This is a genomic window from Taibaiella helva, assembly GCF_003545695.1.
Taxonomy (GTDB): Bacteria; Bacteroidota; Bacteroidia; order Chitinophagales; family Chitinophagaceae; genus Taibaiella; species Taibaiella helva.
Window position 1 is genome coordinate 188,499 of sequence record NZ_QUZZ01000007.1, and the last position, 20,341, is coordinate 208,839.

The 20,341-nt window shown below is 51.5% G+C and carries 13 protein-coding genes; 3 read left to right on the plus strand and 10 right to left on the minus strand.

Annotated elements, in window-relative coordinates; translation table 11 throughout:
- Positions 1 to 4 precede the first annotated feature (4 nt).
- From DZC79_RS12805 to DZC79_RS21245, 3 genes are all read left to right on the plus strand, one after another.
- Positions 5 to 904 (plus strand): TssN family type VI secretion system protein, encoded by a 900-nt coding sequence (locus DZC79_RS12805; protein WP_157977113.1) that lies wholly within the window; start codon positions 5 to 7, stop codon positions 902 to 904.
- A 2-nt stretch (positions 905 to 906) separates the two neighbouring features.
- A complete protein-coding gene (gene tssK, locus DZC79_RS12810) occupies positions 907 to 2,073 on the plus strand; it encodes a type VI secretion system baseplate subunit TssK (RefSeq protein ID WP_118951987.1) in 1,167 nt (388 codons plus the stop codon).
- 327 nt (positions 2,074 to 2,400) lie between these two features.
- On the plus strand, positions 2,401 to 2,568 hold the full coding sequence (locus DZC79_RS21245; protein ID WP_157977114.1) for a class I lanthipeptide: 168 nt from the start codon (positions 2,401 to 2,403) through the stop codon (positions 2,566 to 2,568).
- A 181-nt stretch (positions 2,569 to 2,749) separates the two neighbouring features.
- Here the strand turns inward: DZC79_RS21245 and DZC79_RS12815 are convergent, their stop codons facing one another.
- The 10 genes from DZC79_RS12815 to DZC79_RS12860 form a co-directional block, all read right to left on the minus strand.
- Positions 2,750 to 4,627: a type VI secretion system baseplate subunit TssF gene (locus DZC79_RS12815; RefSeq protein ID WP_118951988.1), complete on the minus strand. Its 1,878-nt coding sequence runs from the start codon at positions 4,625 to 4,627 to the stop codon at positions 2,750 to 2,752.
- A gap of 132 nt (positions 4,628 to 4,759) precedes the next feature.
- On the minus strand, positions 4,760 to 5,668 hold the full coding sequence (locus tag DZC79_RS12820; protein WP_118951989.1) for a hypothetical protein: 909 nt from the start codon (positions 5,666 to 5,668) through the stop codon (positions 4,760 to 4,762).
- Positions 5,669 to 5,684: 16 nt separating this feature from the next.
- Positions 5,685 to 10,160, minus strand: a complete 4,476-nt coding sequence (locus tag DZC79_RS12825; protein WP_198666874.1) for an RHS repeat-associated core domain-containing protein — start codon at positions 10,158 to 10,160, stop codon at positions 5,685 to 5,687.
- Positions 10,161 to 10,170: 10 nt separating this feature from the next.
- Positions 10,171 to 11,442, minus strand: a complete 1,272-nt coding sequence (locus DZC79_RS12830; RefSeq protein WP_118951991.1) for a tetratricopeptide repeat protein — start codon at positions 11,440 to 11,442, stop codon at positions 10,171 to 10,173.
- A gap of 19 nt (positions 11,443 to 11,461) precedes the next feature.
- Positions 11,462 to 13,588: a phage baseplate assembly protein V gene (locus DZC79_RS12835; RefSeq protein ID WP_118951992.1), complete on the minus strand. Its 2,127-nt coding sequence runs from the start codon at positions 13,586 to 13,588 to the stop codon at positions 11,462 to 11,464.
- 277 nt (positions 13,589 to 13,865) lie between these two features.
- Positions 13,866 to 14,279 (minus strand): type VI secretion system tube protein TssD, encoded by a 414-nt coding sequence (gene tssD / locus DZC79_RS12840; RefSeq protein WP_118951993.1) that lies wholly within the window; start codon positions 14,277 to 14,279, stop codon positions 13,866 to 13,868.
- 386 nt (positions 14,280 to 14,665) lie between these two features.
- Entirely contained in the window at positions 14,666 to 15,046 is a 381-nt protein-coding gene (locus tag DZC79_RS12845) for a hypothetical protein (RefSeq protein WP_118951994.1), read from the minus strand.
- Between the two features lie 288 nt (positions 15,047 to 15,334).
- On the minus strand, positions 15,335 to 16,261 hold the full coding sequence (locus DZC79_RS12850; RefSeq protein ID WP_157977115.1) for a hypothetical protein: 927 nt from the start codon (positions 16,259 to 16,261) through the stop codon (positions 15,335 to 15,337).
- Between the two features lie 21 nt (positions 16,262 to 16,282).
- A complete protein-coding gene (locus DZC79_RS12855; protein ID WP_118951996.1) occupies positions 16,283 to 17,215 on the minus strand; it encodes a hypothetical protein in 933 nt (310 codons plus the stop codon).
- Positions 17,216 to 17,227: 12 nt separating this feature from the next.
- Positions 17,228 to 20,332: a hypothetical protein gene (locus DZC79_RS12860; RefSeq protein WP_118951997.1), complete on the minus strand. Its 3,105-nt coding sequence runs from the start codon at positions 20,330 to 20,332 to the stop codon at positions 17,228 to 17,230.
- Positions 20,333 to 20,341 lie beyond the last annotated feature (9 nt).

Below are 20,341 nucleotides of genomic sequence, written 5' to 3' on the forward strand. Positions count from 1 at the left end.
GACTATGTCGTTGAAATCTATTTTTCTTCAATACCTCCTGGCGCCGCTGATCATCGTGATCATGGGGAGCATGATGGGGGTTATGAAAAAGAAGAACCAGCTGCTGAGCAATCGCAGGCTGATCATATTTGTGCTGCTGTATAGTCTGGTGATGGCTGTTCCCGGCCTGTTCGGCCTGGTGCAATCCGGCTTTACGCCCTGGTACTATATGGTCGCACAGCTTGTTTACCTTTTGCTGGGCATTGCCTTTGTCCATTTTTATGATAAGTATATCCAGAAAGATGTGCAGCAAAACAAGGTTGCCCTGCAGCTCACGGTTATGCTGGTGATCGTTACCCTCGGCGGCTACCTGTTTGCTGTAGTATACAACCTGTTCAACGATGCCCGTAACGGCTATATCGGCGCTACCTCGCTGCTGGCCTTCTTTTTACCCCTGGTCTTTTACTGGACCTATGCCGCCTTTATCGCCATACCCTTCGAGATCTATAAAGTGTGGCAATATCCCAGGGGCAATGTCGACGAGATCAATTTTGACGGCCTCGATTTCAACAAGCTGATGGTATTGGAGCTTGAATTCAGCCGCCAGCCCGATGATGTGGACCGCCTGAGGGTAAAGGCCAAAGCCCCGGCCGATATTACCTTCGGCGACTGGTTCCGTAAATTTATCGACGATTACAATTACAAATTCCCCAACTCTTCCATCGTTTATGCCAAAGATGACGGCGATATGCACGGCTGGGTCTTCTATTGCAAGCGGTCGTTCTTCCACCGCCGCCGGTTGCTGGATCCCGATCAGACGATTGCGCAGAACAAGATAGAGGAGCATATCACCATTACCTCCAAACGTGTAGTCGAGCACCAGGAAGAATATTTTCACAGAGTCGCTAGCAGTCAAAACAACTAACCATGATCATACCACAGAAATATCTTGCCGTTAACTGGGCCGACGGGATGAAGGTGAATAAAGAGCATTTCATCGATACCGAGAACTTCTTTGTCGACCAGGTGCGGGATGCCGCTTCACTGGGCATCACCCGGCTCAATTTCGGTTTGCTGCCACCCTTGGCGGGCAGCGGCGCGCAGCTGAGCGACTATGTTGTCAGCAAGACAACGACCAACCAGCTACAGATCACTATCAATTACTGCCAGGCTATTACTCCCGGCGGTGTGCGCATACAGATCGCACAGGAAAGCCTGAAGGAATACATAAGACTTTCGGATGTGCTGGAAGAGGAAGAAGGCCAGGAACTGGAAGCCCGCGACACCGAATATTTTTACGTGATCATGGTGGTCAACCTGTTTGAAAAAGTAATGTATGGCAATCCCGATCCCGAAGAAATTCCCATTCGCCAGCCTTATACACAACCCCGGTATACCGTACAGGTGGCTCATGCCAGCAGCATCAATACAGCAGAGCTGGGTGCTTATCATCTCGTGATCGGGCGCATCCGCAAGAATGGTAATGAATTCTATAAAGATGAAAATTTCATCCCGCCCTGCACTACGGTCATGAGCAGCGAGCGCCTGGTGAAATACTACAGGGATATTACTCAGTACCTGAGCGATATCCAGAACATTTCACTGCAGATCATCCAGAAGATCAATTATAAAAACCAGAAATCAACTGTCGCGCAGAACATTAAGCAGGCTTGCCAGTCGGTGTTGGATTACTGCGCCGCCCACTATTTCAACCTGCGCAATATCGTACATCAGCAGCCGCCGGTATACCTGGTTGATGCCATGGCGCAAATGGCCAACTATCTCTTCTCCTTTATCCAGTCGCTGCCCGAGAGCGAGAAAGAAGAGATGCTCAACTACTTTTTCGAGTGGAGCGATATTACCCCGGTGATCTTTTCCAACAAGCTTTCCGAAGTGATCGAGATTAACTACGATCACTACAGCAATGGCGCTTACTTTGCTGCTATTGAAGATATGCTACGGCATATCCTTACTATATGGCGCAAGCTCAATACTCTTGAATATATCGGTCTGCGCAAGGAGAACATTGTGGTGAAAGAAGAAGTGCTGTCTAAGGTGACGAAAGACCGGAAGGGCTGGAATATCCTGGACTAAACCTACAGGGCTTATATATCGATAGCCGCTCCCGGTGGGGGCGGCTATTGTTTTTGTTCTTATCGGTTGAAGCTGTACAGGGCTGTAAGAGAATTGCGGCCAAAGTGTTTAGCGCTGTTTCCATTGCTGCGCAGATGTCAGTACGATGCTCCTTATGTTCCCTGTCTTTACCTTATGCCGGGAAATACCGGAAGGTGGGTATTCGCTGTTTTTCTTATAGCAAGTATTTTTGAATAGCTGACGACTATCGTTAGTATGTCGAACAATCTTCCCAGGGCATAGCGCAAGCTAAAGACAGGGAGGAACAAAGCAAATACTGAAATTTTTATGAAAAAGAGAAGCATCCCGTTAAAAGGTAAACTTATCTTGAAGAAAGAAACACTGGCCCGGTTAAGCAAGCTGCAGCAGGGCGCCATTGCCGGCGGAGACAGAACATACAAGGCATGCCTGACCAAATGGCATTGCTCGGACCAGCCTGCTGAACCCGGTACGTGACCGGGCAGGCAGGTAACCAGGTTTATTTCCCGCAGCGTTTTCCGGAAGACGCTGCGGGCATTTAAAGACGATCTCAATATGATGATGTAGTATCGGGTCTCTATGCGTAAAGCTGGAGAAAGATTAGCACTACATGCTCTCCTGTCATCCAATAAAAAGCTCCCGTTAACGGGAGCTTTGTTTATGATACGTTAGCCAGCGGATGATCGAGCATGATACGGAAATTGGTGCCGTCAGGGCTCAGGTTGCGGATCTTGGTAAACAGGGTTTGTGCTACATGATCCCATTCGGCCTGTGAAAATTCTCCGTACTGGAAAGGTACCAGGTGTATATCCAGGGTACGGATATAGCCTTGCCTGGGGTGGGGTGACGGCGCCAGCCCCTTGGTGAAGCGCACTTCCTTCAGCTTCTTTCCCAGCTCGGCCTTGCAGAAATTACGGATGTCCTCCTGTGTGATCAGCCGGTCGCGGCTGCTGAGCGCATAGCGGCAGGCATCGAGGCGTTCGCCGGCCTGCAGCTGCTCGCGCCCGCCGGTGCTTTCGCTCAAAAGCAGGATCTCCTGTGCGGAAATATCGGGACTGTTCTGGCAACGGAAGGGTGTTCCGCTACGGATATTGTTGGCTTCTTCGCCATGGGTCACCCAGTATTCAACTTGTATGTTATCTTCCGGATCGTAAGGCTCCACGATCAGGTAGCTGGGCGCCTGTTTGATGAACTTATCGATTTGCTCCGATTTGTTCTGGATTTGGCGCAATTGCCGCGACAGGCCTTCCAGCGAAGAGCGGATAAAGGTCTGGTCCAGCGAAGAGAAGGCAGCTACTTCGTCTCGGGTAAGCTCGAGCAGGTAATTGACCATGTCCTGCGCTGCCCGCTGGTCAAAGCGTTCCACGCCGCCATGGCGTATGGAATAATATCCTTTCTGATGCTGTGAAGAACGGCTGTAAGGGATCTCGCTGAACTGGCGTCCATGGCCATCGGTAACGCGCTGCACCGTCATGAAGCGCTCGTGCACTTCCGTACGCAGGGGCAATATATTGTTGAGGCCCTTATAGCTGTAAGTATTGTTGATCAGGCTGCGGTTGAGCGCCGGGAAGGCATTGATAGCCACATAACAGTTGCCGAGGATATCGTAGGCGTAGTTGGGCGGAAATTTGACTTCCAGCCATACGAGGTCCTTCGGTACTTTGGCTGCCAGCTGTTCCTGCGAAAAGCGTTCCTGCAGTGCGGCGGGATAGCCGCTGGCTTTGCGGTCCAGCGCGCAATCGCCCAGGGTAATGAATTTGTGCTGGTACAGGTTCTTGACCTCGTTCACCACTTTGTGCATCAGGTCGTAGTCCTGGAAGATCTCCTGCTCGAGCGACAACTCTTCCATCTGCACATAATTGCGCCCGGCGGTCACTTCCACGGGTTTGCCTTCACAGCTGATGCTACATAAAGGCAGCAGCTGGTACAGCCAGGTTGTGTTTTCGTAAGAAGGAAAGTCAAAATACAGCGATACTTCTTTCAGGTTGTCGACAGCAGTATGCAGCTGAAGCCCCAGGTAGCAGGTTGCCCAGGGCAAGGGGTCCGTGTTGCGGAACAGGGGCTGCTTGAAGCCTGAGTTATCGATCGAGAAGAGCTGGTAGCTGTTGGCAATAAAGGCCAGCTTGCCTTTGACGATATAGGTATGGTCGACCGGTGTGAAGCCGATCTGCACTTCCTCGTTACGCAGGGTACCGCCGAAGCCGTGCGTCATCCTTTTCTGGAGGGTAAAGTGGGTGAGCGGGTGCAGCAGGTGAATAGGCTCAACCGGCTGGGCCTGCATAATGGCATGCGCTGCCTTGGGCATGGTCAGCAGGTTGGGTGTAAGCATCCTTGCGATCTTGTCCAGGATACGTCCTTCGATATTCTGGGTCTCGTTGGCTGCGCGGTAGATCTCGGTGCTGAAGGCTTCGATCAGCAGGCGGACAAAGGGATCCAGGGAAACGGGATTCTTCACGCCCCAGAGATTGGAAGCATGCTGCAGCATCCTGGCCTTGATGGCCTCCTTGGTAAATTGGTTGGTGATAGCAATGTTCATAGCGTAAGGGTTGTAACCAATATAACTGCCGGACCACCAAATAGTTTGATGATCCGGCAGGCGTTACGAAAGTATCAAGATTCGGATAACCGGAATCTTAAGAAAGATTTAAATTTAATGCTATTGGCCTTTTCAGGGCTTTACCCGCCCGCGGATATGTTCCAGCAGCGGCCGGGCGGCCGGGTGCGCTGCAATGTAAGGCAGGAAGGGCTTAACTATGGGATGGCTGATGAAGCTGCTGTTCAGGCCTTTTCGGCTGCGCATTACCAGCAGGGCAATGATCTCTACCGGGAAAAATTGCCAGGTAATGTTGTTGAAGGGCAGGGTCCAGTCATCCTGGCTGTTGGCGATGTGGTAAGCAGCTATACCATCAACCCATTGGTTGACCACCGCTTCATCCGTGGCATAAAGCTGGTCGATCGCAGCAGCGTAAGCCGGTTCCACAGGCTTGCTGCAATAAGGTTGTATGGCTTCTGCTTTATCCAGGCCGGCCTCACCTGCCAGGAAAGCCGCAAGGGGAAGCAGGTCCGGCTTGCCGAGACGGTTGGCATACAGCTTTGCCTGCATCAGGTCCTGCCGCTGCTCCAGGTAAAACAGGAGGTAGCGTAATACATCTGGAGCATCGCCGGGAAAATAGGCGATCGCAAACATCAGCGACAATGCGATGTCGGTGCTGAACAGGCTTTCTTCTGTTTTGCCCTGCTTCAGACCGGCCAGCTGTACCATCAGTACATGGCCATAGGCGGCGATCATCTGTTCATAAGCCTTCTGGTCGTTCCGGTCGCGGAATTGCAGAATGCTTTCATAAATGCGCCGCGTCGCATCGGAATGCAGCAAAGCAACAAGGTCATACTCTGTGGTGAAGGTTTCGCCGAACTCGGTAAAGCTGCTGGTGAACAGCTCTTTTCCCTGTTCCGTAAGCTCCTCCACCGACGTATCCAGGAAGGTGATAAAATCGGCATCTGCGGTTATACTATCATAATTGGCCGCGATCTGCCTGTATTTTTCTGAAAGAAAAGATGGTGCTTTTTTGCTGTCCATATATTGTTTGTATACGCTATTGATATAGTTTTCCGATCTCCGTCCAATCCGACATCATGGCCCTGTCGACATACCAGCGGCCCTTATCGCCGCGTTTCACCCATACATCGATCAAACGGTAATCGCCGATGTTGTTCTTGATCTGGTTGGCCATCCTGGGCGAGATGCCGTAGCTGCCGTTGCCTGCTTTATTCGGTCCCAGCACATCCCGTACGAAGGCTGCAGGATCGGCCTGCCGCGGCGATAATTTACCTACCTCACCCGACATATTCGTCTTCACTTCAAAGATATCGAACTTGCCATCGTGCCGCAAACCTACCAAATCAATTCCATTATTGGAGGCATTCTGTACGTGGAACACCTGCTTGTATTTACCATTGTTGCTGAGCTGCTGCTTGGCCCAGTTCTCGCCATAGTCGCCAAGTCTTTTCTGGAAGGTCAGCCCGAAGGGATCGAAGAAGATATTGGGATCGTGGGTATAGCTGTAAAACGTTGGGTTGTTGCCGGCCAGGCCTATGGGATCGGGACTGATATAGGTGCCGGTATGGCAATCGTAATAGCGGAAGCGGTTGTAGTATAACCCGGTCTCTTCATCTTCGTACTGCCCGGGATAACGGAAGGGAATGAAGCACCGGTCGCCGTATTCACTGCGTACACAGCCGTAGCTGTCGAGCGTGGAGGCCCATACTTTCCGGCCTTCTTCATCGAAAGCCATAACCGGTACGCCCAGGTAATCGCTGATGATGGAATAGCGCCGGCCGCCGGCCAGCCTGGCCACAGGTGTAAGGCTGTCGCCTTCGTAGATCCAGGTAATAAGATCTGCACCCACCGGCTCCGCATGGTCGTTGCCTAAACCGCCTTCCTTGTCGACCACCAGCTGCGGCCTGTCGGCCAAGTCGTATTCCCACTCATGCAGCAATTGATTGCCCTGCCAGAGATAGCGCCGGATACGGCCTTTGCTGATCTTTGCTGTGCGCCGGTTCAGGGCATCGTATTCAAATGAAGTTTCCTGCCCTTCCGGCGCTTTGACCGACTGCAGCATGCCATCGGGATACCAGGCATACGACCAGTCGCCCTGTTCCCATTCAGGCAAGCCCGACGCAGCATCCGGCAGACGGCTCAGGTCGGCCGCGTCCTGCGCCTGCGGTGCGGCGTCGTCCGTGGTTACCCAGGCCCATTGCCGCGGGGAGCTTCCATCGGGGGCAGCGCCGGCGGGCATATCGTTGATGTTCCGTTTGCTTTTGAGGATCAGCCTGCCCAGCGCATCGTAGCGGTAATACCATTCCTGGTCGCGCAGCAGTTTGCCATTGGGACCATATACACGGTCTTTCTGCTGTGCCGTGCGGAATACATTGCCGCTATCGTCGGCCTTTTTATACTCCAGCTCCTTGTGGTCATATGTGGTGGCTGTCAGATCGCCTCGGCTATCGTAGTCATAAGTGACCTTACCGCCGGTAAGCAGGTTAAGACAGGCTGCCAGCTTGTAGTTGTTGTTCCAGGTATATTGACGGTGCAGGTGAGTGTGGCTGCCTTGCGTGATCTTCTGGCTGATCGGTCTTCCTTCATGATCGTAGACGAAAGAAGAGCTGAGGCCGCCGGTCATGCTACGGTCCAGCTCGTCGCCGCTTGCATTACGGTTCATGCCGGCCGTCCAAGCTTCGCCGCTGTGCTGTGCCCGTATGCCGGTAAGATAGCCCAGGCTGTCGTAGGTCATGGCTACATCGGCGCCCAGCCCGCTTTTAAGGCCGGTCAGGTTACCAAAGGCATCATAGGTATAGTCGATGGTATGGCTGCCCTGTACTTCCTGTATGACTTGTCCGAAGGGATTGCGACGCAGCTGTACGGAAGCATTCGGATTGTCGGCGCTTTCCAGCAAGCCCGAACGGTCGTAGCGAAAGGCCTCCCAGAAGCCGTCGTCGTAGCGGTTGTAGACCAATCGTCCCGAAAGGTCGTAGCTGTGGTAAATGCTTTTGCCTTCTGGTAATACGGTCTTCAGCAGCTGCCCGTCGCGATCGCGGATATACTGCTGCTGCATGCCGTCGAAGCCCGTCTCTTCGATCACCTGGTCGTTGGCATCCCTGGAGAAGGTATGGCGTTCCCCTTTTTCATTGGTCACCGATTGCAGCTGCTCATAATTGTCGTAGCTGAATTCGAGCAGCTGCCTATGCCGGGCATTGGCTTTGCTGTTGCGCGTTTGCCGGCGCAGGTTGCCCATGGGTGTGTATTCCAGCCGCCATTCTTCCTTGCTGTCCGCTGCATAAATGGGTAGTTCGTAGGCGTCATAGGCAAAAGTAACTTCATCCTGTCCCGGGCCTTTGAATTTCGTGATACGGCCCAGGGCATCCCGCTGCCAGCGCAGCTCCTGCTGCGGGCCGGGCCTGAAGGCAGCCATGAGGCCGAAGGCATCGTATTGCCAGCTGCGGCCGGCGCCGGTCTCATCGGTTTCTGATATAAGCTGCCGCAGCTCGTTGTATTGCCAGTACAGGGCCTGGCCTTTATCATCGATGCAATGGGTTGGCAGGCCGGTGGCCTCACCGTAGAAATAGCGGACGATGCGGCCGTCCTTTCTTACTTGTTCCGTTTTGCGCAGCTGCTCATCATAGGTCCAGGTCTCCATCAGGCCCGAAGGTTCCGACCGCATGATGAGCTGGTTCATATGATTATAGGCATACTGGTATTGCTCGCCTTCGGGCGTATGGTAGGTTTTGATATTGCCTTGCTCGTCGTAGTCGTAGCCGACCAGCCTGCCTTCGGGACTGGCTACCAGCCGCCGTTCGTTGAAGCGCGTATAGGCGTAATAAGTTTCGCCGCCCATGGCATCCACCTCTTTATATAGCAGATCATTCTCGTCGTAGTGATAGCTCATTACCCGGCCATCGTTGTACTGCACTTCGTTATAGCCTTCTTCAGGGAAATATTTCAAATGGCCTTCCATGTAGCCTTCCGGACCATAGGTGTGGATCACCCTGCCTTCCTGGTCGTAGGCCCAGCAATAGCTGATGCCGTTGCGATTGGTCCTGCGGATGATGTGATTATGGCTGTCGTATTCAAAGCACAGCGCTTTACCGGCACGGTCGGTTACCCGCACAAGGTTGTTGCGCTCATCGTAGGCATAGCCCACCATGAGCGTCCGCTGGGCCTTGTAGCGGTAATAGACCTGCGTGATATGGGTCAGCTGATCGTCGGCAATCAGTTCCAGCATCCTGCCGGTATTGTCCCTTATGGTGGCCAGCAAGCTGCTGCCGCGGTGATAGCCGAAGGTCAGCTGCGTGCCTTCGGCATAGCGGATCGAATGAATGCGGAAGATATCGCCGTCTTTGGCTGCATGCCGCAGGTAAGTATAAACATCCTGATCCAGGGTAAGGATCCAGGTCTGCTCGTCGGGGCGCTCCATCCATACCCGCTGGCTGCGGTCGTAGTAGGGCATGGACCCGGCTTCGATATAAGGCAGCGGCATCACCATGTTTTCCTTGGGATGATTGAAGCCGGCAATGCCTGCTTCCGCATCTGGAAGGATATACAGGTCATAGCTGTTGTAAACGCCATTGCCCATCATACCGGCATAGGGCTTGTCGCTGCGCCAGATATTGCCCCACTTCAGCGCAGTGCCGCCGGGAAGCTCGAAGTCGATCCATTCGAAGAACATAGCGCCGGTAACAAAATTGACCGGCTCCAGGCCGAAGGCGCAAAGCCTTTTGGAGAGGGGGTTGGTATCGCCCAGTGCTTTTTTCAGTATGCTGTTGACGCCTTTCAGGGCTTTCTTGCTCAATGCGCCTGCCAGCTTGCCCAGCCCTTTGATCAGGGCCATGCCGGCAAAGCGCATCAGCATTTCCGCCATGGTGTAGTTGTGCGGGGCAAAGGTTCCGCCGACCAGCACCGGCCCTCCGGTATTGATCTGCACATACATGCTGAGGATGTCGTTGTAGAAAGCGAAGTAGGACAGCGGATTTTTCTTGATCTTGTTGGGCATGGTCGGCAGCATCTTCAAGCCCATAGGCGGACACCAGCAGGTGAGCACCTGCTGCGGGTCGGAGCCGCTGAGCTCGCTGCCCTGGGCCAGCACGGTAGTGGAGCCCCAATAGACTTCGCCTTCATGCGGGGAGCCGGGAATATTGACGATAAAGTATATGCCTGGTATCGACGAGATATGCCGGAAAGGCAGCAGCACGCCCATTACGCTGGTCGTGGTAGTGGCCTTGTGCCGGCTGTGCACGTAGATAGAGCCACCCATGGGAATGCTTTTGGCGCCGATCTTCTCCTGCAGGAAGGAGGGGATGGGAATGTCGAAATGCAGGTAGTCCATCGGGTCAAAGACCATGCCGATAAAGGGATGAGGCAGCGGCAGGGGGATGAAGCCGAAAGAAGGGGGCAGGGGAATGGTAGTCCAGTGGAAGTCAATAGCCAGCACGATATCGAAATGCTTGCTGACATGCTGCCGGGCGTTGCTGGTCATTACCGGCTTGGCTGCCTTGATAAGCTTTACATTTTCCATAGCCTTTTCATTAGTTGGTGGGTGCATATTGATCGGGCAGCACGGCCAGCTGTCGCCAGTCCGGGCCGATGTGTTCCTGCATATCGCGATCCAGTGCTATGCTTTCTTCATGTTCAGGGCCGTATATTTTTTCCATAGTGAGTGCGACATAAGCCATAGAGCTTTGCCTTCTCCGTTCAAGGGGCATGCGTTTGCCGATCTCCAGGCATTTACGGTAGCTGGCCAGCGCTTTTTCCGGGCCATTCCATTTGCTTTCCGACATCTGGCCTGCGATACGGGTGCATTCCAACGCCATAAAGTCGTTCTGCAGCTGCTCTGCGATATGTGTGGCTTTATTGAAGTAAGAACGGGCTTCTGCCTTGCGGGCCTCCATCAGCAGGAAGCTGCCGTAGTTCATGTGCATCTGTGCGCCAATGAGGCTGTCGGCACCTGCTGCGGCCAGTGCCAGGTGGTACTGGCGATGTGCTTCTTTCCGGCGACGTACGGCAGCCATGCTTTGCGCCAGCATCAGGTGGGCGGTAGCCTCTGCCTCTTTGGCGCCCTGCCGTTGTGCGATAGCTATAGCGCGTTCCAGGGCAGCATGGCCCTGGCTGTGCTGCCCCTTGCCGATGAAGTTGCCTGCGATCAGGATCTGCTGCTGGTAATCGGCTTCGGGCTCGTTCTTCTGTGGATGGGTATAGGCTGCCGCATGCTGCATCATCTGGCTGATATCGATCTGCAGCCGGAATTCCCTGCGGGCATAGGCATGCTTCAGGGTGCGGTGAGCATGGTGGTCGCTGTAGACCAGCTTCAGCTGGGGCAGTGCTTGTGCAGCGGTGCACCATTCCTGTACCCAAAGGCTGAAATCCTCCAGGTTGGCGATGCGCGTGGGCGCCAGGTGTACAAAAATATTTTTGGTCTTCAGCTGTGGGAACAGGCGGTAAAGTACTTCCAGCGCCATCACCGGCTTGTAGGCATCGGTGCGGTATTGCCCTGCTTCTCCGGTATCGATGTGCCAGGATACCGGCTCACCTTGCTCTGCCTGCCAGAGATCGAATACTTCTTTCCATTCTTCAATGAGGCTCATGCCGTAAACGCTGCTTTGCTCAAAGGGCTGGTAGTGCAGCAAGAACAGGTCGTCGCTGGTGCTTTCGTCGGATAGCTGGTATTTGAAATAGGCTTCAAAAAGATTCAGCTCGTGCCGTTCGCCCAGGCATATGAAAAGCGGCGTGTCAGGATGTTGTCTTACCTCCCGCTGCCATTGCCGGTCTATCTTGACTATTTCCAGTTGTACAGGGTTCATGGTTCCGGTATGATGAGGGCTAGTTGAGTTTTACTTTACCGCTGCTGATATTGGTTTCGGTGCCGCCGCCGATGTTGACGGTCTTCCCGGCGAGGTGGGCTTCGGTCTCTGCGCTCATCGTCAGTGTCTTGGTGCCTACGTCGAGCGTGGTAGCCTCTATGGCGATGCCGGAGGTGGGTGTGCCGCCTTCCGGTCCTACGCCGATACCGACGCTGTTCTTGCCCGAAACGCCGATCGCCTCTCCCAGGGTCACGATCTGCTTGCCCCTGATCTGTATGTTGCCGCTTTTGTCCATAGAGATGCTGCTTTCGCCGCATTTGATCGTAATGGTCTCCTTGGTTTCCATCAGGGCATTGCCTGCGCCATCGAGGGAGATGATGTTGTCGGCTTTATCTTTTACGGTAATGCCGGCGCCGTCGTTAAGCGTAACGGTATGCCCGCTTTTGGAGGTCAGGCTCTTGACATTATTGCCTCCTCCTCCGCCGGTGCCTACACCGCCATGGAATACGCTGCCGGTAACGAAAGGCCGGTCGGGGTTGCCATGCTCGAAGTCGATGTAAACCTGGTCGCCGATCTCGGGTACCGTCACCAGGCCGCGGTTGGAAGCAACCTTTTCGCCACCGCCGCCGGCATCGGGTGTAAGTACGCGAATGTAATCGGTTTGCGGCAGGTCCTGCTGCTGCCAGCCCATGAATTTAGCACGTACACGGCCTTTGCTGTCGTTGTTGTCGATGATCTCGGCCAGCATGGGATGTGTTACCGGCTGGATAAACTGGATATCGGGCGGCATTTCGGATGCGGCAGGAATGGCCTCGAAGGTATTGAGGTAGATGCCGGTAGCGTCGAGCTGGTGCTCTACATAGGTAATACGCATGGGGGCGTGGCTGGCGCTCTGCTGCTGCCTTTTGAAGGAGATGTCAACTACCATGCCGGTGCTCAGCTCATAGAGTGTACTTCCTCCCTTTACGGTATACATACCAGCTGCCCGCTGAGCGCTGCGACTCCGGGCGATCTTCTTCAGGGTATCGCTTTTAGAGGACAGTGCGCGGGGCATGCCGTAGGAAGGCGTACTGCCGAAAAGCTCCTTCGATTTATTGAAAGCGATGTTGTTATAAGCGCCGGCATTGCCGTTATAGCTGTTGGCCTCACTGTTGATGGGCGTATGATTGTCCGATTCATAATCAAAGAGTCCCTGCGGCAAAGGCTTTGCGTGCAGCCCCATATTGATATGAAAACAATTCTCCCCATAGATCAAAGCAGGGCCCGAGCTGTTGTCGGGGCGGCCGAATACCAGCTCGCTGCCGTTCCAGTACAACCATTGCCCGGTTTCCGCGCTGAGCCGTTTCATGAAATTCCATACACTTTCATTATAGCGGCACACGAAGGGTAGCTGATCGCTAAGGGTGGGGTCGCTTTTCAGCTTTCCTTTGACCTGCTCGAGCGACTTGCATACCGACTTACTGATGGTAGCCAGGTCTTTTTTATAAAAGGCTTCAAAATGCGGATCGCCATCCAGTATCCAGGTAGGCGAGTAGCCGGTTACGGTGATGATGCCTTCGTTCAGCGCTTCCTGGTCGAACTGCACGTCGGCGATCACGAAAAGATGCTGCAGCTTTCCCGAGCCGGGATTGTTCTGATCGAACAGCTCGATCTCTGCCACCTGGCCCAGGAGCTTTTCGGCGCCTTCAAAGGTGAAAGAGCCCTGCGCCTGTGCCTGGTCCTGGAAGAAGCGCAGCTTAAGGGTATTGTGCTCACCGTACTGCTGGTTTATGGTCAGGGATAATATTTCTTCTATAGGAGTGTCGCCGATGAAGACCTTGGCTGCGATCTTTTTCGGTATGGAAGCATCGGCTGCTGTAGCTGCTTCTGCATTGTTATATCGGCTGTTGCTCATTGCGATGCGGGTAGCGGAAGGCGTATCAAGGTCTTCGAAAGGAACAGCGCTGATCCCGGGAAGGGGAGCAGCCACAGGCCTGCCTGTTAGCTGGCCTGCCGATGTATAGGCCGACGCTGCCTGTTGTGCCGCTTTACGGGCTTTCTCCTGCTGCAGGTTGTCCGTAAGGCCATTGACTGCTTGTTCTGCGGCAGCGTCCGCTGCCTTGGCCACTTTCCCGGTTTCGGGAGACAGGTTTGAATTCAGAGACATTTGTAAAGGTTTTGGTTGATGTGGCAATTACTAGCTGCATCGGACTACGGTCCCGGAAGCAGGAGCAGGCTGATCTATTTCAGAATGTATCCTTTACCAGATAGTGACGGAATAAGGCGACACCGGAAGGCAAAGGGGCATGGCAATAAGCAGGCGATACAACAATGGTGACAGGAAAGCAAAGTAAAAGGCGATACAATAAAAGCGGCAATCCGGGCTTCGTCTTCCCTGTACAGCTCTATCGTATCGCCCTGAAAGCCGGAGTACCGGCGTGAGCTTAAGTAGTTTGCGCAAATGCAAGCACGGCCAGCTTCTCCACGGTTTCCTTAGGAGACATCACCAGCGTAATGGTATAGGGGACTTCATCCGACGCATTGTACTTGGACGAGTAATAAGTGATAGAACATTCTTTGAACTCTGTTTCTACCAGCTTGCCTTCGTCATGTGTGTTGTATAAGGTCAGCTTTGCATTGAAGCGCTTGCGGCTGTTGGCGTATTTCTCGAACAGCACAGACGTTTCTGCATTGCCTTCGATCACAAAGCGCGCATCGGCTTTGGTTGCGTAGGCGGTTACACGGTTCCACTGATCCACCGGCTTGATGGATTCAAAGGAAGCCTGATGGACATTGAATACCTTGCCGTCAATGTCGACGGAGGCTAGTTTGCTCGCATTACTTGCTGAAGATGCCATAGTAAATTGCTTTTAAAAATGAATAAAGAAATGATGAAACGAAGTTATTACAGACGGTAGTGTGCCCGCCTTTTTAGCCGTTAAGGTTGGGTTAAATGTTATTTATTCGTTATTTGAGTTTGGGCATTAAAGCATTAGAAATATTGCTTTTGGTTGATGTGAGCCTGATATTGATCCGTCTTGTGATTCTCTTAACGGATATTAGGACATTAGTGCTGTAATGCCGATCCACGGCGGATTACAGCTGTTGCTACAGGAGTACAATGTAGGGCCCTGACACAAGAGCAAAATTGCCTCTGAAAATAGGAAAGTACTTTCCTATTTTCAGAGGCAATCGGGAAAAATAAGCATTTAGCACAAGAGAATCGCTGTATTAATGCAAGGTCTTATTGCGCTTGTTTCCTGCGCCAATCAGCCAGGCTCATCCAGCCTTCTTCGATATCGTCCACCTCGATGCGGCAATCTTTTTTGTACACTCTGAAGGTATAATAATTCTCAAAGCGGATCTCGGATGAGTAGCCCACATTGATCTCGTAATAGGGCAGGGTGCTTGTTTTATCCTGGTCGTAATTGATCATGGCAATGCCATGCTTGTGCTGCGTAAGCGAATCGATGAAACGGTCGCGGGTCTTGACCTCGGGAAGCTTTTGCAATGCGCCCATCGCTTGCTCTTCCGTGCCGCAGGTCCGTGCCGCGGGCCTCTTTGACGTTTGGGCGAAGGGCGTACCGGCTGTCAGTAATGCAAGGACGAAGACTATATATTTCATAGATGGATTGAAATGGAAAACGATTTCCCGTTACCGGTTGAGAGGTTATGATAAGAAAGGCTACCGGATCATTTCCAGCGGCATGCCGCTCTTTTTGCGATGTAGATAACCAAACATAAATTCGGTGACCGGTTTATCGTTTTTGTCCTGGTACTCAATACGGGTAACCGGTTCGCCTATCCTGTTTGATCTTTTCGTTGCTCATGCTTTGGTTCTGCGCACAAGCAGTGAGCATATAAGCCGAAAGTAAAGCCAGAAGTACTGTTCTCATGCAACAGTATTAGGGAGCTATCTTATAATCTCCAATGGAGCGCTCGGACGAGGACGATAAAGGTAAATGGGCAGAACGCGTACCGTGTTTTCAGTTTCTCCGATGATGGCAGGTTCTCCTCTGAATTCACTATCCGTTCGGACAAGCGCAACAATGCGGCCATCGCCGAGGAAGGCCATGGTATATTTTTCTATAGGATACATTTTGATGATCTGGCTGGTCTCTTCCAGCTTAGGCCAGAAGGTGTCATTTTTCTCTCTGGTCGCAGAGAAATAGGCCTGGGAATTTTCTACCTGCCGTTTATACAGCATACTGGCAATAGTATTGATATCATGCATTTCGTTGGCCTTGCGGTAGCGTTCGTATACAGCGAGCGCTTCTTTCTGTAATTGCTTTTCATCCTCTTTGTTCAGCAGCACGCCGTCGCTCCATCCCTTCAGGGTATAAGGCACCTCGGCTGTAAAGGTTCCCTTAAATTCGGCATAGGGCAGGTTCCCTTTGATCTCCGGCGTCTCAAAGGCATATAAGGTCTTAAACTGTTCTGGTTGCTGCTTGTTGTAATCGCCTTCCTTTATTTTGATCGACATGCCACTTTTTGAGGTCAGGTAAGGATCAGAACGGTAGTCCTCGTTCATCTTCGGAAACAGCCGTATGGTGATCGTTTGCTTACCGCTCTTCAGGATGAGATCGGAAACAGGAAACACCGATCCATTGATATTGCCTTCTTCGTTGCTGATCAGCGCAGGAACATCATTGATCAATACCTGGTAGGTACAATTGTAAGCGCTGAAGTCCAGTATGATCCTGGGATTGTAGTCATAGGTCTTTACCTGCTTATAAATATTCTGCCATTCCTGTTTGATCTTTTCGTTGCTCATGCTTTGATTCTGCGCACAAGCAGTGAGTATGTGAGCCGAAAGTAAAGCCAGAAAAATAGATCTCATGCAGCAAGTATTAGAGACAGGTTATCTTACAATCTCCAATGGAGCGCCCGGACGTGGACGGTAGAGGTAGATCGGGAAAACCGTAACTAAGTCTTCCGTTTCGCCAATGATCACGGACTTTCCTCTGAATTCATTATCCGTACGGACCAGCGCAACAATGCGGCCATCGCCGAAGAAGGCCATGGTATATTTTTCTATAGGATACATTTTGATGATCTGGTTGGTCTCTTCCAGCTTAGGCCAGAAGGTGTCATTTTTCTCTCTGGTCGCAGAGAAATAGGCCTGGGAATTTTCTACCTGCCGTTTATACAGCATACTGGCAATAGTATTGATATCATGCATTTCGTTGGCCTTGCGGTAGCGCTCGTATACAGCGAGCGCTTCTTTCTGTAATTGCTTTTCATCCTCTTTGTTCAGCAGCACGCCGTCGCTCCATCCCTTCAGGGTATAAGGCACCTCGGCTGTAAAGGTTCCCTTAAATTCGGCATAGGGCAGGTTCCCTTTGATCTCCGGCGTCTCAAAGGCATATAAGGTCTTAAACTGTTCTGGTTGCTGCTTGTTGTAATCGCCTTCCTTTATTTTGATCGACATGCCACTTTTTGAGGTCAGGTAAGGATCAGAACGGTAGTCCTCGTTCATCTTCGGAAACAGCCGTATGGTGATCGTTTGCTTACCGCTCTTCAGGATGAGATCGGAAACAGGAAACACCGATCCATTGATATTGCCTTCTTCGTTGCTGATCAGCGCAGGAACATCATTGATCAATATCTGGTAGGTACAATTGTAAGCGCTGAAGTCCAGTATGATCCTGGGATTGTAGTCATAGGTCTTTACCTGCTTATAAATATTCTGCCATTCCTGTTTGATCTTTTCGTTGCTCATGCTTTGGTTATTTTGACTGCAAGATTGCGTTGTGATAGTAATACCCAGAATGATCCAGATGAGGTGCTTCATTGAAGTTTGATTTTAGAATCTGCATTTGCCCAGGGATAAGGAGGCTTCGTCCAGTCCGATCTCGAAGTTAGCGTCGAATAATGGCTGCGGCTTTTTCTTTTGTTTACTGTCGGTTTTTTTTACCTCCGCGTCGAGAGTTATGTTTCCTTTTAACTTCATACCATCAAATTTGAGTATGTTTTCCCAGTACATGCCCATATCGTCGGAGCCGATGGCGGTTTCAATGCCGAAGCCGGCTGTACCTTTGACACCGGCGTCGATATAGCCCTTAATTGTGGTAACGTAAAAGAAGTCTACCTTAAGCTCGCCGTGCAGCCTTACTTCAAGGCTTACAGACACGGTAGCCGAGCCTTTGAATAATTCTTCCTTGGTGGCCGATTTTCCGCCTCTGCTGATCACGTTACCGCCGACGCTATTGTTCTTAAAATTACCTTCAATAGCAATTTCTCCCTTAATGACCAGGTCGATGGCAATAATGGGTTTGTCCTGGTCGAGCAGAGTCTGCAGCAGCGCCGATGCCGCATACACGGCCATGGCTACCGGGTGCTTGCGGCTCAGCATCTGGAACAGGTCCATTTTGATCTGGATGCCGATCAGCGGATCCATCTTGATCTGTATGGCCCAGGTAATGCCTGCTCCCCATATGGTAGTCGACTTGTCGACCGGCGGCATGGTCTCGTAATACCAGGAGGCGGCTATGGCCATAGAAGGGTTGGTGAGCGAGTAGTCGACCGGCGATTTGGTAAATTTCTCTACCAGCTTCCTGCGCTTCTCCTCATTCATATTCACTTTTGCTGTACACTCTCCATTGAAAACCGCTTTACAAAACTTGATCGCGGTCTTAAAGCCGAGTATGAAGTCTTCAATGGTCTTAAAGATCGTGTCAATGACATCAATTTTGTCTGCTCCATTATTCCACTCGGCTTTAAGCGAGACCTCATAATTGTCGAGCACCTTTAGGACCTTATCGAAAGCACTGCTGGGGTGTGCAGCTCCGGGATTGACTCTTCGGATACCGTCATTATCCAGCCTGGCGTTAAGCCTGTTGGAAGAGCGCCGGTAAGCATCCAGGTTTTCGCGGGAGTAATCGCCCCGGCTGAACCGGCCGTTCATTTCCTGCGTATACTGGTACGCTCTTTTAAAAGGATTCAGTGAGGTGCGATTACTGGTTTGTTTAAACTTCTGCTCGAAGGCTTTGAATTTGCTTCCGTCGAAATCGATCTTAAAACCAACGGTCCATTTGATATCGGGGAAGATCCTGAAGTCGATATTATGATTCCACCGGCAGGTTTGTGTGGTAATACTATAGGTATCTACCTGTACGGATGGCAACCATACGTAGCCCCAGAGGCGTTCCCAGTTGATGCTTCCATCCGCTTTTTTGATCGTATAATTATAAGTCGCGTCAAAAGTCAGCCCGTTATCATCCAGGTCTATGATCTTTGTAGCCGATTTATCACTCTTGTTATCTATTTTACCGGTATATCCTACCAGGCCAAAGGTCGCTTTGAGCGACAAAGAGCCGGGCTTGGTGTTCGGACGAGTTATGCCAGCCTGGGCATTGGAGGACATAAAGCCGGCTGCGATTAGCGGCGTTATATTAATTACATGGCCTTTATGCTTGGGGGTGGCGATACAGTCATCGTCTTTGGTTTCTACATCGTTCATCTTCACTTTGATGGTCTGCTTGGCCTTATCACTTCCTGCAACCACGTTGAAAGTACGCTGGGCATTGAAGTCGACAGCCAATACATTTTCGTCAAAGACAGTCTGCGCTTCTGCGTCTCCGGCCTGCACCGATATTCCACTGTATTTGCAGGGGCGAAAATTACCGGCGTTCGTTTCAATTTCACCTACCTCGATCACGGTATTGGAATTAAACAGCTGATTGGCATTTTCATTGACTTTGCTGACCGTAATCATCTCTGATTCATTAGCGTATATATCCATCAGATCCTTGGGCCGGCTCCTGATGATCGCGTGCATCTGTAGCGTGTTGCCCGCATCGTAGCGCCATATCTCATCGAGATATACATTCACGACGGTCTTTTGCACCAGGGAGGCTTGGGCAGGCGAGGTATTATCCTTCGCGCCGTAGTTGGAGGTGATCTTATCTATAAATGCTTTTTCATCATTCAGCAGGGGGTGGGTTCTTACCTCCCTTCTAAAATACTGGGCCAGCGCTTTGGGCGTACTTTTCTCCTTATTGTATTTTTCCCGTTCCTCCGGTGTCAACTCGTAAGGGGGAAGGGTAGCATTCTGCCAGTTGGTATCATACAGCTCAATGTCCAGGTCTTGCCCGTATAAGGCCTGTGTATAGATGTGCAGCTGGACCACTTCCCTGAATTTCTTCTCTTTCCCGTTAATGATAGCGCCATCATTGGTAGCGCTGAATTCACGCCACTTGGTCATCAATACTTTGGGCTGACCCTTGGCTGCCACGAGGTAGCCGGCGGGAACCTTATTGGTAGGCGCCTTGTTTTCCAGGCAAGGTTCTGCCCAGCCCATACCGCCGCCTTCATAGATCTTGCCAAAAACAAAATTCTGAATGTTGCCGCTCTTAAGATCGCTTCTGAGATCCGTTTCCTTGAAGTCCATTTTCTTCGGTGCCAGGTGCCATAGCCACTTGATTTTACCTATGGTATCCTGGTGTACTTTGGTAAGGCGTTCTACCTCTGCTTTCTTAAGCTTATGTTTAGCATCTTGCTTCTGGTATAGTGCGTATTTCTTTTTATAGGCAGCTACCTTTTGAGAATAGGCTGTTTCCTTCTTCTTGAAAACATTATAATGCTGCTGCGTATTGTTCCTTACTGTAACATCATATGCTGCTTTGTAAGATTTGAGAGATTCATCAATCGACTCTTTATCCTTGTTCAGAGCATCGATCTGCTTATCCAGCTCGATCTTTGCTTCTTCCGCTTCGGTTTTAGCCTTGGCGATCTCGGGATCATCATAATCGGCCATGAAGTGAACGGCCGTATTGCCTTCCTTCAGGATGATCAGGTTGTTTTGTTTATCAATGATAGCTTTATCCTTGAGCAGCTCTTCATTGACCTTCAGGTGCAGCTCAATCTCCTTCGCTTTCGGTTGATTACCCTTGGTTGCTGTGTTTTCCATGATATCTTC

Excerpts from the sequence above, each read along its gene's own strand:
- DZC79_RS12825 (WP_198666874.1), bottom strand. The coding sequence starts at position 10,160 with ATGGAAAATGTAAAGCTTATCAAGGCAGCCAAGCCGGTAATGACCAGC.
- DZC79_RS12830 (WP_118951991.1), bottom strand. The coding sequence starts at position 11,442 with ATGAACCCTGTACAACTGGAAATAGTCAAGATAGACCGGCAATGGCAG.
- DZC79_RS12835 (WP_118951992.1), bottom strand. The coding sequence starts at position 13,588 with ATGTCTCTGAATTCAAACCTGTCTCCCGAAACCGGGAAAGTGGCCAAG.
- DZC79_RS21245 (WP_157977114.1), top strand. The coding sequence starts at position 2,401 with ATGAAAAAGAGAAGCATCCCGTTAAAAGGTAAACTTATCTTGAAGAAA.
- DZC79_RS12860 (WP_118951997.1), bottom strand. The coding sequence starts at position 20,332 with ATGGAAAACACAGCAACCAAGGGTAATCAACCGAAAGCGAAGGAGATT.
- tssK (WP_118951987.1), top strand. The coding sequence starts at position 907 with ATGATCATACCACAGAAATATCTTGCCGTTAACTGGGCCGACGGGATG.
- DZC79_RS12820 (WP_118951989.1), bottom strand. The coding sequence starts at position 5,668 with ATGGACAGCAAAAAAGCACCATCTTTTCTTTCAGAAAAATACAGGCAG.
- tssD (WP_118951993.1), bottom strand. The coding sequence starts at position 14,279 with ATGGCATCTTCAGCAAGTAATGCGAGCAAACTAGCCTCCGTCGACATT.
- DZC79_RS12815 (WP_118951988.1), bottom strand. The coding sequence starts at position 4,627 with ATGAACATTGCTATCACCAACCAATTTACCAAGGAGGCCATCAAGGCC.
- DZC79_RS12855 (WP_118951996.1), bottom strand. The coding sequence starts at position 17,215 with ATGAAGCACCTCATCTGGATCATTCTGGGTATTACTATCACAACGCAA.
- DZC79_RS12850 (WP_157977115.1), bottom strand. The coding sequence starts at position 16,261 with ATGAGATCTATTTTTCTGGCTTTACTTTCGGCTCACATACTCACTGCT.
- DZC79_RS12805 (WP_157977113.1), top strand. The coding sequence starts at position 5 with ATGTCGTTGAAATCTATTTTTCTTCAATACCTCCTGGCGCCGCTGATC.
- DZC79_RS12845 (WP_118951994.1), bottom strand. The coding sequence starts at position 15,046 with ATGAAATATATAGTCTTCGTCCTTGCATTACTGACAGCCGGTACGCCC.